Annotated in this window: 15 protein-coding genes; 2 read left to right on the plus strand and 13 right to left on the minus strand. The window is 73.1% G+C overall.

Annotation, left to right across the window (positions count from 1 at the left end):
* Nucleotides 1-36 precede the first annotated feature (36 nt).
* Both SGLAU_RS07620 and SGLAU_RS07625 read right to left on the minus strand, forming a co-directional pair.
* Nucleotides 37-252, minus strand: coding sequence for an I78 family peptidase inhibitor (locus tag SGLAU_RS07620; RefSeq protein WP_043499507.1), 216 nt, complete (start codon nucleotides 250-252; stop codon nucleotides 37-39).
* Between the two features lie 450 nt (nucleotides 253-702).
* Nucleotides 703-1,335 (minus strand): transglycosylase family protein, encoded by a 633-nt coding sequence (locus SGLAU_RS07625; RefSeq protein WP_043499508.1) that lies wholly within the window; start codon nucleotides 1,333-1,335, stop codon nucleotides 703-705.
* A gap of 442 nt (nucleotides 1,336-1,777) precedes the next feature.
* On the opposite strand from SGLAU_RS07625, the gene SGLAU_RS07630 reads away from it, so the two are divergent.
* A complete protein-coding gene (locus SGLAU_RS07630) occupies nucleotides 1,778-2,560 on the plus strand; it encodes a hypothetical protein (RefSeq protein ID WP_043499509.1) in 783 nt (260 codons plus the stop codon).
* Between the two features lie 92 nt (nucleotides 2,561-2,652).
* Nucleotides 2,653-3,039 (plus strand): hypothetical protein, encoded by a 387-nt coding sequence (locus tag SGLAU_RS07635; RefSeq protein ID WP_043499511.1) that lies wholly within the window; start codon nucleotides 2,653-2,655, stop codon nucleotides 3,037-3,039.
* Between the two features lie 66 nt (nucleotides 3,040-3,105).
* Here SGLAU_RS07635 and der read toward each other — a convergent pair whose 3' ends face one another.
* The 11 genes from der to ald all read right to left on the minus strand — a co-directional run bounded on the left by der (nucleotide 3,106) and on the right by ald (nucleotide 14,260).
* Nucleotides 3,106-4,587 (minus strand): ribosome biogenesis GTPase Der, encoded by a 1,482-nt coding sequence (der, locus tag SGLAU_RS07640; RefSeq protein ID WP_043499513.1) that lies wholly within the window; start codon nucleotides 4,585-4,587, stop codon nucleotides 3,106-3,108.
* A 76-nt stretch (nucleotides 4,588-4,663) separates the two neighbouring features.
* Nucleotides 4,664-5,251 carry a lysophospholipid acyltransferase family protein gene (locus SGLAU_RS07645; protein ID WP_412556262.1) on the minus strand — a complete coding sequence of 196 codons (588 nt, stop codon included), beginning with the start codon at nucleotides 5,249-5,251 and terminating at the stop codon, nucleotides 4,664-4,666.
* A 56-nt stretch (nucleotides 5,252-5,307) separates the two neighbouring features.
* On the minus strand, nucleotides 5,308-6,003 hold the full coding sequence (cmk, locus tag SGLAU_RS07650) for a (d)CMP kinase (RefSeq protein ID WP_043499517.1): 696 nt from the start codon (nucleotides 6,001-6,003) through the stop codon (nucleotides 5,308-5,310).
* Between the two features lie 193 nt (nucleotides 6,004-6,196).
* Entirely contained in the window at nucleotides 6,197-7,282 is a 1,086-nt protein-coding gene (locus SGLAU_RS07655) for a prephenate dehydrogenase (protein WP_043499519.1), read from the minus strand.
* The gene (aroH, locus tag SGLAU_RS07660; protein WP_043499521.1) at nucleotides 7,279-7,641 is read right to left on the minus strand and encodes a chorismate mutase; all 363 of its coding nucleotides are present in this window, start codon (nucleotides 7,639-7,641) and stop codon (nucleotides 7,279-7,281) included. Before aroH ends, SGLAU_RS07655 begins: the two co-directional genes overlap by 4 nt.
* Nucleotides 7,642-8,121: 480 nt before the next feature.
* Nucleotides 8,122-9,240, minus strand: a complete 1,119-nt coding sequence (locus tag SGLAU_RS07670) for a pseudouridine synthase (protein ID WP_043499523.1) — start codon at nucleotides 9,238-9,240, stop codon at nucleotides 8,122-8,124.
* Nucleotides 9,240-9,809: an SMC-Scp complex subunit ScpB gene (scpB, locus tag SGLAU_RS07675; RefSeq protein ID WP_244315322.1), complete on the minus strand. Its 570-nt coding sequence runs from the start codon at nucleotides 9,807-9,809 to the stop codon at nucleotides 9,240-9,242. Before scpB ends, SGLAU_RS07670 begins: the two co-directional genes overlap by 1 nt.
* Before the next feature lie 56 nt (nucleotides 9,810-9,865).
* Entirely contained in the window at nucleotides 9,866-11,008 is a 1,143-nt protein-coding gene (locus SGLAU_RS07680) for a segregation and condensation protein A (protein WP_043499528.1), read from the minus strand.
* An 18-nt stretch (nucleotides 11,009-11,026) separates the two neighbouring features.
* A complete protein-coding gene (locus SGLAU_RS07685; RefSeq protein WP_043499530.1) occupies nucleotides 11,027-11,578 on the minus strand; it encodes a hypothetical protein in 552 nt (183 codons plus the stop codon).
* Nucleotides 11,575-12,711: a ParA family protein gene (locus SGLAU_RS07690; RefSeq protein ID WP_078957631.1), complete on the minus strand. Its 1,137-nt coding sequence runs from the start codon at nucleotides 12,709-12,711 to the stop codon at nucleotides 11,575-11,577. The genes SGLAU_RS07685 and SGLAU_RS07690 overlap by 4 nt, the downstream gene beginning before the upstream one ends.
* Before the next feature lie 424 nt (nucleotides 12,712-13,135).
* On the minus strand, nucleotides 13,136-14,260 hold the full coding sequence (gene ald, locus SGLAU_RS07695; RefSeq protein WP_043499532.1) for an alanine dehydrogenase: 1,125 nt from the start codon (nucleotides 14,258-14,260) through the stop codon (nucleotides 13,136-13,138).

Below are 14,260 nucleotides of genomic sequence, written 5' to 3' on the forward strand. Positions count from 1 at the left end.
CCCGGTCGTCGCGACCGGGGCCTTCCCCATGCGCTCTCAGCCCTTCCAGGCGCGCGCCACCCGGCCGTCCCGCACCTCGAAGTTGAGCCGCCCCACGCGGTACTCCATCGTGATGATCGCCCCGGGCGGCAGCGCGCGCACGGTCGACCACCCCCGTTCCCGGGCGCGCCGCTCGGCGGCGTCCGCGTCGAGACCGACATAGGTGTCGGGGCTGTCCTGGGGTTCTGCGGAGGGTTTCGGAATCGGTGCCATGCCGCCACGCTAGGCGCGGGCGACGGCGGAGGGAAGGGCGATCGGACGAGGGCAAGCCGACACGCTGGGTCACTGATCCCCCTCCGGTCACGCTTCTGTCACAGGATCACGACACACGTTTCGGCCGGTGATCCTCACCCGGACGAGCGGTTCCATGCGCCCTTCGCGGGTATCCGCACACAATTCCCGTACGTCGGCGGGGCATGTCGAATTGCCCGCGGAAAGCCCGGGGAGGGCCGTCCTGGAAGCGCATTCCATTCCCCCTTCCTGCCGGGGCGCGCCCGCCGATCCCCCACAGGAAATTCACGCTTCGGACACAAAGCCGGCGCGCCCCTCGGGGACAGCCCCGGCCAGGGGGCCGGGAACGGCAGCGCAGCGGGACGGCCGTGGGGGCACCGTCCCGCGGACCGCCGCCGCGGGCCTGGCGGTGGCGCGGTGCGGGCCTGGCGGTCAGCGGTGCGGCCGCCCGCCCGAATCGTCGCCGAGCGGCGGACCGAACACTGCGGGCGCCGACCGGGGGTACCCGGCGCGGGCCGAGTCCGCCGGGAGGGCGATCATCATGCCCACCTCCAGCAGGTCCGCACGGGCGCCGATCGTCTCCTTGTTGGCCCGGTACAGCGCCTGCCACCCGCCCTCGACGCGGTACTTGCGGGCGATCGAGTACAGGGTGTCCCCGCGTTTCACGGTGTGCATCCGCCCCTTGAGCCCGTACCGCTTCGCGCACACCGGCCAGGCCTCCCAGCCCTGCACCGCCAGCACCTCCTGGGCGACGGCGATCTGCTCCTCGCGGGTGGCGAGGTCCGCGCGGGGCGCGTACTTCAGGCCGCCGAACGCCTCCCAGGTGGGCTGCCAGAACTGCAGGCCGCCGTAGAAGCCGTTACCGGTGTTGATGTGCCAGTTCCCGCTGCTCTCGCACTCGGCGACGCAGCCCCAGGGCCACTGGTCCCCGGCGCAGGCGTACGGCGCGCGGAGGGACTGCGGTCCGGCCGGCGGGGGCGGGGCCGCCGGCCGGGCGGCGGCGGGGGCGGGCGCGGTCAGCAGGGCGGCCACGGCCAGGGCGAGCGCGATCGGCGTGCGGAGCATCCGGCCACGCTAGGCGGCGCTGCCGCGACGTCCGCCGAGCCGCGCCCCCGCGCGCGGGGGCGCCCACCCGGTCGGCGCACCGGACGGCCCCGGACGGCGGATCGGATCTGCGGGCCCCGGGGGCGTGCTGACGCGGTCCGCGTCAGCACATTTCGGCCACCCCATTCGTTCCCCGATTTCGGGATTTGTCGACCAGGAACGCGAGTGTCCTGCGACCCCCTTCTCCGGACCAAGTACCCACCCTGCTGCGTGAGTTGAGGGCGAGTGCCGCCCTGGCGGCCGGAGGTGACCGTGAGCGTGGGGTGGTTCGATCCCGTCGGCCGCGCAGCGTGACTCCCGCCGGAGATCGGCCGTTGTCTTCTTCATGAGCCCGGGACCGTCCCGGACCACGGGCCGGGAGCCACCCGGCCCGGCCACGCACCGCATCCCCAGGGAGCCACCCGTGCCGCGCATGCTCGACGTCAGCGACGAGGTACGTGCCGAGATCGGCGACGAAGAAGCCGACCGGCTGCTCGCCGGAGACAACACCCCGGGCAGTTACGACTGCACGTCCTGCCGCACCCCGGGCGACTCCGAGCGCGAGCGCACCAGCACCGTGCTGTTCATCGGCGACGAGACCGCCGTACTCGCCTTCGCCCACGCCACCTGCCTGCCCTCCCAGGTCGTCCAGGTCACCGAGGACCAGCTGCGGGGCGCCGTCAGGTCCATCGGCTCCGACACCGTCGACCTGGAGCCCGACAAGGTCGTGCCCGAGCAGGCCGTGCTCGGGGTGACCAGCGGACTCGTGCTGATCGCCGGGGAACTGCACCCCGCGCTGGTCGTCGAGCCGACCGGCCCCATCGTGCGGCCCGGCTCGACCGCCGTGGGCGACGACTTCCTGCCGCTCCTCATCGAGCAGGGATTCCTGCCGGTGACCGAGCTGAGCGCGGTGCCGCCGGTGCTCCACGGCTGGTCGGTGCTGCTGGCGATGGGACAGCTGCACGCGGTGCTCCAGCCCGCGGCGAACGGCGGTCAGCCGGTGGCCTGGTGGCAGGCCCACCAGCCGTTGCAGGTCACCGAGGGCTGGCGGGCCGCCGCCAACAAGCACCAGCAGGTGCTGGTGTTCGCCGCGCCCGCCGGGTCCATCGGACGGCAGCCCCGGGAGGACCTGCTGCGCGCGGCGCTGGACAAGGCCGCCGCCCACGGCCGGCTGGTCGGGAGCACCCTGCCGCTGGCGGGGACCTGAGCGTCCGGCCGCGGCCGCACCCCGGCGCGGTCCCCGCCCCTCGGCCGGGGCGGGCCCGCATCTTCTGCTGTGCCGGTGTCGTTTGGACATACGTGCACGCATACGACGCTCCCCGCCGCCAGCCCTATCCGTCGGTCCCGCCCCCGTCGCGCCCGGTCCCCGACCGGAGCGCCCCCTCTCCCACGCCGATCTACGACAAGCTCTACGCCGAGTACGTCAAGTCGTTCCGCGCCCTGCCGGGCGACCGCAGCGGCGAGGAGAAGCTGGGGTTCACCGCCTTCGGGAGCATCCCGTACGGGGCGGCCTCGCCGAGCGGCTCACCGGGCGGAGCGCTCGCCGGCTCGCTCGGGGGGTCGTACGGCGCCTACTACGGCGCGGGCGCGAACAGCGCCCGGCAGAGCGGCGGCCAGCCCGCGCAGTGGGAGCGTGTCGGACGGATCCCGGCGGCGCTGCCCCCGGCCCGGCGCGGCAGCCGCTGACCGGACGACGAAGGGGCGGTCCCTGCCGGGGCCGCCCCTTCGTCGTCACGTCACTCCGTCGTCACGTCACTTCTTCTTCGCGCCGCGCTTCTCGCGCACCCGCACGGAGATGTGGATCGGGGTGCCCTCGAAGCCGAACTCCTCGCGCAGCCGGCGCTCGATGAAGCGGCGGTAGCCCGCCTCGATGAAGCCGGAGGCGAAGAGCACGAACCGCGGCGGCTTGGTGCCCGCCTGGGTGCCGAACAGGATGCGCGGCTGCTTGCCGCCGCGGATCGGGTGGGGGTGGGCGGAGACCAGCTCGCCGAGGAAGGCGTTCAGCCGGCCCGTCGGGACCCGGGTCTCCCAGCCCGCGAGGGCGGTCTCGATCGCCGGGACCAGCTTCTCCATGTGCCGGCCGGTGCGCGCGGAGACATTGACCCGGGGCGCCCAGGCGACCTGGCCCATCTCGGTCTCGATCTCCCGCTCCAGGTAGTAGCGGCGCTCCTCGTCGAGGGTGTCCCACTTGTTGAACGCGATGACGAGCGCGCGGCCCGCCTCGACGGCCATGGAGATGATCCGCTGGTCCTGTACGGAGATCGACTCGGACGCGTCGATCAGGACGACCGCGACCTCCGCCTTCTCCACCGCCGCCGCGGTGCGCAGCGAGGCGTAGTAGTCGGCGCCCTGCTGGAGGTGGACCCGCTTGCGGATGCCCGCCGTGTCGACGAACTTCCACGTCTTGCCGCCCAGCTCGATCATCTCGTCGACCGGGTCGCGGGTGGTGCCGGCCAGCTCGTTGACGACGACGCGCTCCTCGCCCGCCACCTTGTTCAGCAGCGAGGACTTGCCGACGTTCGGGCGGCCGATCAGGGCGATGCGGCGCGGGCCGCCGACGGCGGTGCCGAAGGTCTGCTCCGGGGCCTGCGGCAGCACCTCAAGGACGGCGTCCAGCATGTCGCCGGTGCCGCGGCCGTGCAGCGCGGAGACCGGGTGCGGCTCACCGAGGCCCAGGGACCACAGGTAGGCCGCGTCGGCCTCGCCGCTCGGGCCGTCGACCTTGTTGGCGCACAGCACGACGGGCTTGCCCGCCTTGCGCAGCAGCCGCACGACGGCCTCGTCGGTGTCGGTCGCGCCCACCTTGGCGTCGACGACGAAGACCACGGCGTCGGCGGCCTCGATGGCGAACTCGGCCTGCGCGGCGACGGAGGCGTCGATGCCGAAGACGTCCTGCTCCCAGCCGCCGGTGTCGACGACCTTGAAGCGGCGGCCCGCCCACTCCGCCTCGTAGGTGACCCGGTCGCGGGTGACGCCCGGCCGGTCCTCGACGACCGCCTCGCGGCGGCCGATGATCCGGTTCACCAGGGTCGACTTGCCGACGTTGGGGCGGCCGACGACGGCGAGCACCGGCAGCGGGCCGTGCCCGGCCGCCTCGATGGCCCCCTCGACCTCCTCCAGGTCGAAGCCCTCTTCCGCGGCGAGCTCCATGAACTCCGCGTACTCGGCGTCGCCGAGCGCCCCGTGGTCGTGCTCGAAACCGTCCGAGCCGCCGGGCTGGATCTGGTCGTTCATGAAGTCCGTACCTCGTCGTTCATCGTGGTGATCGGTGGAACGCCCCGTTCCGGGGTGATCCACTACTCAGTGTCGCTCAGCGCCCGGTCAGGCGCCTGGCGTTTTCCAGGTGCAGGGTGAGCTGCTTCTGGATGCGTCCGGTCGCCTCGTCCAGCGCCGTACGTGTGCGCCGCCCCGAGCCGTCGCCCGCCTGGAACGGGCCGCCGAAGACGACGTCCACGCGGCTGCGCAGCGGCGGCAGCGCCTTTATCAACCGTCCGGGCCGCCCGGAACTTCCCAGGACGGCCACCGGCACGACCGGCGCCCCGCTGCGCACCGCGAAGTAGGCGAGCCCGGCGCGCAGCGAGGCGAAGTCGCCCTCGCCCCGGGTGCCCTCCGGGAAGATGCCCAGCACGCCGCCGTTCTCCAGCACGCCCAGCGCGCGCGTGATCGCGGTGCGGTCGGTGGTGTCGCGGTCCACCTTCAGCTGGCCGATGCCGGTCAGGAAGGGGTCCAGCGGGCCGACGAACGCCTCCTTCTTGATCAGGAAGTGCGTCGGCCGGGGCGCCACGCCCATGACCATCGGCCCGTCGATGTTGTGCGAGTGGTTGATCGCGAGGATCACCGGTCCGCTCGGCGGGACCTTCCAGGCGCCGAGCACCCGGGGCCGCCACAGCCCGTACATCAGCCCGACGCCGATGCGCCGCCCGACCTCGGCACCCCGCGCCGACGGAGCCTCGCTCACTTCCCGGCCCGCTTCTCCTCGACGAGGGTGACCACGCACTCGACGACCTGCGCCAGCGTGAGGTCGGTGGTGTCCACCTCGACGGCGTCGCCGGCCTTGGCCAGCGGGGACGTCTTGCGGCTGGAGTCGGCCGCGTCCCGCTTCAGCAGGGCCTCGCGGGTCGCGTTGACGTCGGCGCCCTGCAGTTCGCCGCTGCGGCGGGCGGCACGCGCCTCCGGGGAGGCGGTGAGGAAGATCTTCAGGTCGGCGTCCGGCAGCACCGTCGTACCGATGTCGCGGCCCTCGACCACGATGCCCCCCTCGGCGGCGGCCGCGATGGACCGCTGGAGCTCGGTGATCCGGGCCCGCACCTCGGGGACCGCGCTGACCGCGCTGACGCTGGAGGTGACCTCCTGGGTGCGGATCGGGCCGGAGACGTCCACCCCGTCGACCGTGATGGCCGGGGCCGCCGGGTCCGTGCCCGACACGATCTCCGGCTTCCCCGCCACGGCGGCGATCGCGGTCGGGTCGTCGAGGTCGATGCCGTTGGTCACCATCCACCACGTGATCGCCCGGTACTGGGCGCCGGTGTCCAGGTAGCTGAGGCCGAGCCGCGCGGCCACGGCCTTCGACGTGCTCGACTTGCCCGTGCCCGAGGGGCCGTCGATGGCGACGATCACTGACGGAACGGTCCGGGCGGCGCCGTTTTCCACGGGGGGACACCTTCCTGGTGCGGGTGGCGGGGGCGGGGGCGGTTCGGGTGCCCCGGACAAGGTTACTGGGTGCGGGTCCCCCATCCGGACGAGCGCCCGCCCCGGAGCACCGGCTCGCACCCGGCGGCCCGGCCCACGCGGGCCCCGGCCCGGAGCGGCGGCCGCCGGGAGCGCCGCGGGCGCGCCGGTCAGGTCACTGCCGGATCGCCCACCCGCGCTCCCGCAGCGCGGCGCTCAGCACGGCCGCCGCCTTCGGCTCGACCGACAGCTGCACCAGACCGGCCTGCTGTCCCGTCGCGTGCTCGATCCGCACGTCCTCGATGTTGACCCCGGCCTGCCCGGCGTCCGCGAAGATGCGGGCCAGCTGCCCCGGCTGGTCGTCGATGAGCACGGCCACGGTCTCGTAGACCCGCGGCGCGGACCCGTGCTTGCCCGGCACCCGGACCTGGCCCGCGTTGCCGCGCCGCAGCACGTCCTCGATGCCGGCGGCGCCCTCGCGCCGCTCGGCCTCGTCGGAGGACTGGAGGGCGCGCAGGGCGCGTACCGTCTCGTCGAGGTCGGCGGAGACGTCCGCGAGGAGGTCGGCGACCGGTCCGGGATTCGCGGAGAGGATGTCGATCCACATCCGGGGGTCGGAGGCGGCGATCCGGGTGACGTCCCGGATGCCCTGCCCGCACAGCCGTACGGCGGCCTCCTCCGCGTGCTCCAGTCGCGCCGCGACCATGCTGGAGACCAGGTGGGGCATGTGCGAGACGAGCGCCACGGCCCGGTCGTGGGCGTCCGCGTCCATCACCACGGGAACGGCCCGGCAGTGCGAGACCAGCTCCAGCGCGAGGTTGAGCACCTCGGTGTCGGTGTCCCGGGTGGGGGTGAGCACCCAGGGGCGGCCCTCGAAGAGGTCGCCGGTGGCGGCGAGCGGCCCGGACTTCTCACGGCCGGACATGGGGTGGGTGCCGATGTACGACGACAGGTCGAGGCCGAGCGCTTCCAGCTCGCGCCGCGGGCCGCCCTTGACGCTGGCCACGTCGACGTAGCCGCGCGCGACCCCGCGCCGCATGGCGTCGGCCAGCACGGCGGCGACGTGCGCGGGCGGGGCGGCGACGACGGCGAGGTCGACGGGGCCGTCCGGGGCCTCGTCGGTGCCGGCGCCGAGCGCGGCGGCGGTGCGGGCCTGCTCGGGGTCGTGGTCGTCGAGGTGGACGGTGACGCCACGCTGGGCGAGGGCCAGGGCGGCGGAGGTGCCGATCAGGCCGGTGCCGATGACGAGTGCGGTCCTCACTGGGCGATGTCCTTGCGCAGAGCGGCGGCGGCGCCGAGGTAGACGTGGTGGATGCCGGTGCGGGGCCGGTCGGACTCGATGTGGGCGAGCACCCGCACCACGCGGGGCATGGCGCCCTCGACGTCGAGTTCCTGGGCGCAGATCAGCGGCACGTCGACGATGCCGAGTCCGCGGGCGGCGGCGGCCGGGAAGTCGCTGTGCAGGTCGGGGGTGGCCGTGAACCAGATGCTGATCAGGTCCTCGGCGGTGAGTCCGTTCCGCTCCAGGATGGCGGTGAGCAGGGCCGCGACCTGCGCGTCCATGTGCTCGGCGTCGTCCCGCTCCAGTTGGACGGCCCCCCGGACCGCTCGTACCGCCACGGCGCTGCTCCTTGCTGTGTACGTACCGGATCTGCGTCCGGCCAGCCTAGTCAGCCGGGGGCCGCCGGGCGCCCGGCGCCCGTCACCTGAGACGGCGCCCGCCCGTGCCCGGCCGGTGTGCCGGGCCGGGTCGGGCGTTGCGGAGCGCGCCCGTGGCGACCGGCTCGTCCCGGTACCGGAAGCGCCCGGTCCGGCCGTCCGTCCGGCCGTCCGGCCGGACGTCGCGGTGCGCGGTCCGGGCCGAGGGCGAGCGCCGTCCGGGTGTCGTCGGTGACGAGCGCGGGCCGGGGCAGGTCCGTGTCCCGCCGGGGGCCGGACTCGGCGGGGATCACCGCCACGGCGTCGAACTCGGCCGCAAGGCCGAGGGAGGGCGGTTGCCGGGAGCGCTCCGGTCGCGGCGCGCGTTCCGGCACGCGGATCACCGTCCGTCTTGCCGCCACTCCGACGACGAGGGGGACGGTGATCCGCCGGAAGGCCGGTCTAGAGGTCGACTTCCTTCATCAGCATCCCGACCTCCGTGTTGGACAGCCGCCGCAGCCAGCCCGACTTCTGGTCGCCGAGGGTGATCGGGCCGAAGGCGGTGCGCACCAGCTTCTCGACCGGGAAGCCGGCCTCCGCGAGCATGCGGCGCACGATGTGCTTGCGGCCCTCGTGCAGGGTCACCTCGACCAGGTAGTTCTTGCCGGTCTGCTCGACGACCCGGAAGTGGTCCGCGCGGGCGTAGCCGTCCTCCAGCTGGATGCCGTCCTTCAGCCGCTTGCCCAGGTCGCGCGGGATGGGCCCGACGATCGCGGCCAGGTACGTCTTCTTCACGCCGTACCTGGGGTGGGTCAGCCGGTGCGCCAGCTCGCCGTGGTTGGTGAGCAGGATGACACCCTCGGTCTCGGTGTCCAGCCGCCCCACGTGGAAGAGCCGGGTCTCCCGGTTGGTGACGTAGTCACCGAGGCACTGCCGCCCCTCCGGGTCCTCCATGGTGGAGACGACGCCGGCCGGCTTGTTCAGCGAGAAGAACTGGTAGGACTGGGTGGCCACGGTGAGCCCGTCCACCTTGATCTCGTCCTTCTCCGGGTCGACGCGCTTGCCCTGCTCCAGGACGATCTCGCCGTTCACCTCGACGCGGGCCTGCTCGATCAGCTCCTCGCAGGCACGCCGGGAGCCGTAGCCCGCGCGCGCGAGCACCTTCTGCAGCCGCTCGCCCTCCTGCTCGGCGCCGGGGAAGGTCTTGGGCAGCTTGACGTCCTTCCTGCCCGCGTACCGCTCCCGGTTGCGCTCCTCGATCCGGGCCTCGTACTCCCGCGAGGTCGCCGGGGCCGACCGTCCGCGCTGCTGGGGCTTGCGCGGACCGCCCTTGGCGCCGCCGCGGGCCGTCGGGCCGCGCCCCGACTTCGGGCCGTCCTGGGTGGCGCCGGGGCCGACGTCGTAGCGCCGCTCCTCCGGGCGGGGCCTCTTCGGCCGGCCGCTGCCCTGCTTGTCGTCGCGGTTGTTGCCGGCGCCGCGGAAGTTGCCGCGCCCACCGCCGCTCCCGCCGCGGCCGCCGCTGTTGCCACCACGGCTCCCGCCGTTGTTTCCGCTGCTGTTCCTGCCGCTGCTGCTTCGCATCAAAGTTCCGTCTTGTCGTCTGCGTCCTGGGAGTCCGGAGCGTCCGGATCGAACGACGGCACGCCTTCCAGGGTCTCGGCCTCGATCGCCTCCGCCTCCGGGAGGAAGGGCGCGAGCTCCGGGAGCTCGTCCAGACCGCGCAGGCCCATCCGCTCCAGGAAGTAGTTCGTCGTCCTGTACAGGATCGCACCTGTTTCGGGTTCCGTGCCCGCCTCCTCGACCAGCCCGCGCTGGAGGAGGGTGCGCATGACGCCGTCGCAGTTGACCCCGCGGACGGCCGAGACCCGGCTGCGGCTCACGGGCTGGCGGTAGGCGACGACCGCGAGCGTCTCCAGCGCGGCCTGGGTGAGCCGGGCCGTCTGGCCGTCCAGGACGAGGCGTTCGACGGCCGCCGCGTACTCGGGACGGGTGTAGAAGCGCCAGCCGCCCGCGACGAACCGCAGCTCGAACCCGCGGCCCTGCGCGGCGTACTCGTCGGCCAGTTCGCGCAGCGCGTCGGCGATCTGCCGCCGGGGCCGCGCCAGGATCCTCGCCAGGTGCTCCTCGGTGGCGGGCTCGTCCACGACCATCAGGACGGCCTCCAGGGCGGGCCTGAGATCGAGTGCGGCGACCGTCTCCTCGCTCGTCACGCCTTCTCCTCCTCCTTCGGCTGCTCGGGCGGCCGGTCGAACTCGTCGGTCACCAGGGGCCGGTCGTCGCCGTCCCCGCCGGTCCAGCGCACCAGCAGGTCCCCGAGGGCGGTCTCCTGCTCCAGGGCCACCGCCTTCTCCCGGTACAGCTCCAGCAGCGCCAGGAACCGGGCCACGACGGTGAGGGTGTCGTCGGTGTCCTCCACCAGCGCGCGGAAGCTCGCCTCGCCCAGCTCCCTGAGCCGGGCCACCACGATCCCCGCCTGCTCCCGCACGCTGACCAGCGGGGCGTGGATGTGGTCGACGTACACCTGCGGTTTCGGTCTCGGCTGCATCGCCTTGACCGCGAGCCTCGCGAACCCCTCCGCGCCGATGCTGATGACGACCTCGGGCAGCAGCTCGGCGTGCCGGGGCTCCAGGCCGACGGTGCGCGGGTGGCGGCGGGCCTCGTCCTCCAGCCGCCCGCTGAAGATGTCCGCGACCTGCTTGTACGCCCGGTACTGGAGCAGCCGCGCGAAGAGCAGGTCCCGCGCCTCCAGGAGCGCCAGGTCGGCCTCGTCCTCCACCTCGGCCGCGGGCAGCAGCCGGGCCGCCTTCAGGTCGAGCAGGGTGGCCGCGACGACCAGGAACTCGGTCGTCCGGTCGAGGTCCCACTCCGGGCCCCTCGCCCGGATGTGCGCCATGAACTCGTCGGTCACCTTCGACAGGGCGACCTCGGTGACGTCCAGTTTGTGCCGGGAGATCAGCTGGAGCAGCAGGTCGAACGGGCCCTCGAAGTTGGCGAGCCGCACCGTGAAGACACCGTCGTCGGCGGCCTCGGGCTCCGGCTGGGCGGGCTCGCGCTCGACGGGCTCCGGCTGGGCGGGCTCGGGCTCGGCGGGCTCCGGCTCGGCGGGCTCGCGCCCGACGGGCTCGGGCTCGGTGGGCTCCGGCTCGGACACGGCCGCTGCGGGCCCGGGTTCCGCAGCGACAGCCTGCGGCTCCGGCTCCGGCTGGGGTTCCCGCACGACCGGTGCGGTCTCCCGGTCCCGCGGCTCGGCGGGGGCCTCGTGCGGCTCCGCCGACGGCGTCCCGGGCCCCCTGCCCAGCGCGCGCCGGCGCCCGGCACGGCCGGAGGCGGAAGCGTCGTACGAGGTCATGGCCCCCGCAGGCTACCGCTACCGCCCCCGGAGCCGCCTCACGAGGATGCTGGCGTCCCCCCGGGTCTCCAGGTCGGCGAGCACGACGGCCACGGCCTCGCGCACGATCCGGCCCCGGTCGACGGCGAGCCCGTGCTCGCCGCGGAGCACGAGACGCGCGTGCTCCAGGTCCATGAGCTCCTCGGCGGAGACATAGACGGTGATCTTCTCGTCGTGGCGCTCGCGTCCGCTCGGCCGCCGCGTGGCCGTCCGTCCGCGCTTGCGGGGCGCGGCCGCGGCAGAACCTTCCTGCGCCGGCTGGCGCCGCGCGGGGCGCTCCCCGGTGGCGGTCCGGCTGCGGGACTCGCCCGCCTCGGCGGCGTCGGGGTCCGCGGGCATGTGCTCGGCGCCGTCGCCGTCGCCGCCTTGCGCGGGCACGGCGTGCGGGGCGTCGTCCGCGATCGCCGGGTCGCTCTCGCCGGCCGGGGCCGGCACCCGGGGCTCGCCGCCCGCCGGGCGCCGGGGAGTGGACGGCTGGAGTGCCATGCCCCCTGTCGTGCGGAACAGTTCGTCGGCCCCCGGCAGACTCACTCGGCGTGACACCGGGCGAGCACCTCCCTGGCGAGCTGGCGGTAGGCGGCGGCACCGACGGAGTTGGAGGCGTAGGTGGTGATCGGCTCACCGGCGACCGTGGTCTCCGGGAAACGCACCGTGCGCCCGATGACCGTGTGGTAGACGTGGTCGTCGAAGGCCTCGACGACCCGGGCGAGCACCTCGCGGCTGTGCACGGTGCGCGAGTCGTACATCGTGGCGAGGATGCCGTCGAGCTCGAGCTCCGGGTTGAGCCGCTCCTGGACCTTCTCGATGGTCTCGGTCAGCAGCGCCACGCCGCGCAGGGCGAAGAACTCGCACTCCAGCGGCACGATCACCTTGTGCGCGGCCGTCAGCGCGTTGACCGTGAGCAGGCCGAGCGAGGGCTGACAGTCGATCACGATGTAGTCGTAGTCGGCCAGCAGCGGCTTGAGGGCGCGCTGGAGCGACGACTCGCGGGCGACCTCGGAGACCAGCTGGACCTCGGCCGCGGAGAGGTCGATGTTGCTGGGCAGCAGGTCCATGTTGGGGACCGCGGTCTTCAGCAGCACCTCGTCGGCCGACAGGCCCCGCTCCATGAGCAGGTTGTAGACGGTGAGGTCCAGCTCCATGGGGTTGACGCCGAGGCCGACCGACAGCGCGCCCTGCGGGTCGAAGTCCACGAGCAGCACGCGGCGCCCGTACTCCGCGAGCGCGGCGCCCAGGTTGATGGTGGACGTCGTCTTGCCGACGCCGCCCTTCTGGTTGCACATCGCGATGATGGTCGCGGGCCCGTGATCGGTCAGCGGGCCCGGGATCGGGAAGTACGGCAGCGGGCGTCCGGTCGGGCCGACGCGCTCACGGCGCTGGCGGGCCGCGTCGGGCGCGAGCGTGGCCGCGTACTCGGGATCGGGCTCGTACTCGGCGTCGGGGTCGTAGAAGTGCCCCTCGGGCAGGTCCTCGTAGTCGGCGAAGTGGTTGTGGGGCGCGCCACTTCCGTCGCCGGCCATGGCGTTCACGTGATGGCCATCCATGCTCTGGGGTGCTGTCTGAGCCATGTGGGGGCTGGTCTGGCTCTGGTGGGCTGCGAAGGTACGGACAGCGACGGAGCCGACAGCCTCGAGCCCCGCGGAGTCCTGGCCCCGCGCAGGCATTCCTGGTTGACCACCCCCGGGAGAAAATGTCGACTCATTCACAAGTCGTCTTACCTCCTTGGTGACCAGGAAACTTCTAGACAAGGTCAGCGTGGCACCATGCCGACGTTCGGCGACTCTATGGCGTGTCGGGCGTCCGCAGCAACACAATCCGCCGGACCCGGCCCGATGTGTCGGCAATGAAACACCCCGCTGTCAAGGGCGTATGAGTGTCGCACAGCAGGTTTCACCGGTGTGCGAATCGGTCGAAGGGTTACGTTCGAGGCGAGTTGACCGAGCGTCGCAAAGTGACCATACACACATCCGGCCGGACCTTGTCGGGCAAGGTCCGGCCGGATGTTCACGGTTGACGACCCCTGTTGACGAATCGCCTTTTCCGTAGGGATGACTTGAACCAGTCGCTCGGTCGCGGACCGGCGGGGGGTCAGCCGAGGAGCGACTCCAGCTCCACGTGCTCCAGGCCGTGCGCCTCGGCGACCTCCTTGTAGACGACCTTGCCGTCATGGGTGTTGAGACCCTTGGCGAGCGCGGCGTCGCGGCGCAGCGCCTCGACCCAGCCGTTGTTGGCCAGCGACACGATGTACGGCAGCGTCGCGTTGGTGAGGGCGTTGGTGGAGGTGTTCGGGACGGCGCCGGGCATGTTGGCGACGCAGTAGAAGATCGAGTTGTGGACCTGGAAGGTCGGCTCGGCGTGCGTGGTCGGACGGGAGTCCTCGAAGCAGCCGCCCTGGTCGATCGCGATGTCGACAAGAACACTTCCGGGCTTCATCCGGGAGACCAGCTCGTTGGTGACGAGCTTCGGGGCCTTGGCGCCCGGGATGAGGACGGCGCCGATGACGAGGTCGGCGTCCAGGACGGCCTTCTCCAGCTCGAAGGAGTTGGACATGACGGCCTTGACCCGGGTGCCGAAGATCTTGTCGGCCTCGCGCAGCTTGTTGATGTCGCGGTCCAGCAGCGTCACGTCGAAGCCCATGCCGACGGCGATCTGGGTGGCGTTCCAGCCGGAGACGCCACCGCCGATGACGACGGCCTTCGCCGGGGTGACGCCGGGGACTCCGCCGGGCAGGACACCGCGGCCGCCGTTGGCGCGCATCAGGTGGTAGGCGCCGACCTGAGGGGCCAGGCGGCCCGCGACCTCGGACATCGGGGCGAGCAGCGGCAGCGCGCGGCTGGGCAGCTCGACCGTCTCGTAGGCGATGGCGGTGGTGCCGGACTCGATCAGCGCGTCCGTGCACTCCTTGGAGGCGGCCAGGTGCAGGTAGGTGAAGAGCGTCTGGTCCTTGCGCAGGCGGTGGTACTCCTCCGCGATCGGCTCCTTGACCTTCAGCAGCAGGTCGGCGGCGGCCCAGACCTCGTCGGCGGTGTCGAGGATCCCGGCGCCGGCGGCGACGTACTCCTCGTCCGTGATCGAGGAGCCGAGGCCGGCGCCCCGCTCGATGACGACCTGGTGGCCGTTGCGCACCAGCTCGTGCACGCCGGCGGGGGTGATGGCCACCCGGAACTCGTTGTTCTTGACCTCGCGGGGGATGCCGACCTTCACGTCGATCAC

The organism is Streptomyces glaucescens (genome assembly GCF_000761215.1).
GTDB lineage: Bacteria > Actinomycetota > Actinomycetes > Streptomycetales > Streptomycetaceae > Streptomyces > Streptomyces glaucescens_B.

Coding starts and splice junctions, on each gene's coding strand:
- SGLAU_RS07620 (WP_043499507.1), bottom strand. CDS start 252: ATGGCACCGATTCCGAAACCCTCCGCAGAACCCCAGGACAGCCCCGAC.
- SGLAU_RS07625 (WP_043499508.1), bottom strand. CDS start 1,335: ATGCTCCGCACGCCGATCGCGCTCGCCCTGGCCGTGGCCGCCCTGCTG.
- der (WP_043499513.1), bottom strand. CDS start 4,587: ATGAACGACCAGATCCAGCCCGGCGGCTCGGACGGTTTCGAGCACGAC.
- SGLAU_RS07645 (WP_412556262.1), bottom strand. CDS start 5,251: ATGTACGGGCTGTGGCGGCCCCGGGTGCTCGGCGCCTGGAAGGTCCCG.
- SGLAU_RS07670 (WP_043499523.1), bottom strand. CDS start 9,240: ATGCGAAGCAGCAGCGGCAGGAACAGCAGCGGAAACAACGGCGGGAGC.
- scpB (WP_244315322.1), bottom strand. CDS start 9,809: ATGGTCGTGGACGAGCCCGCCACCGAGGAGCACCTGGCGAGGATCCTG.
- SGLAU_RS07680 (WP_043499528.1), bottom strand. CDS start 11,008: ATGACCTCGTACGACGCTTCCGCCTCCGGCCGTGCCGGGCGCCGGCGC.
- SGLAU_RS07690 (WP_078957631.1), bottom strand. CDS start 12,711: ATGCCTGCGCGGGGCCAGGACTCCGCGGGGCTCGAGGCTGTCGGCTCC.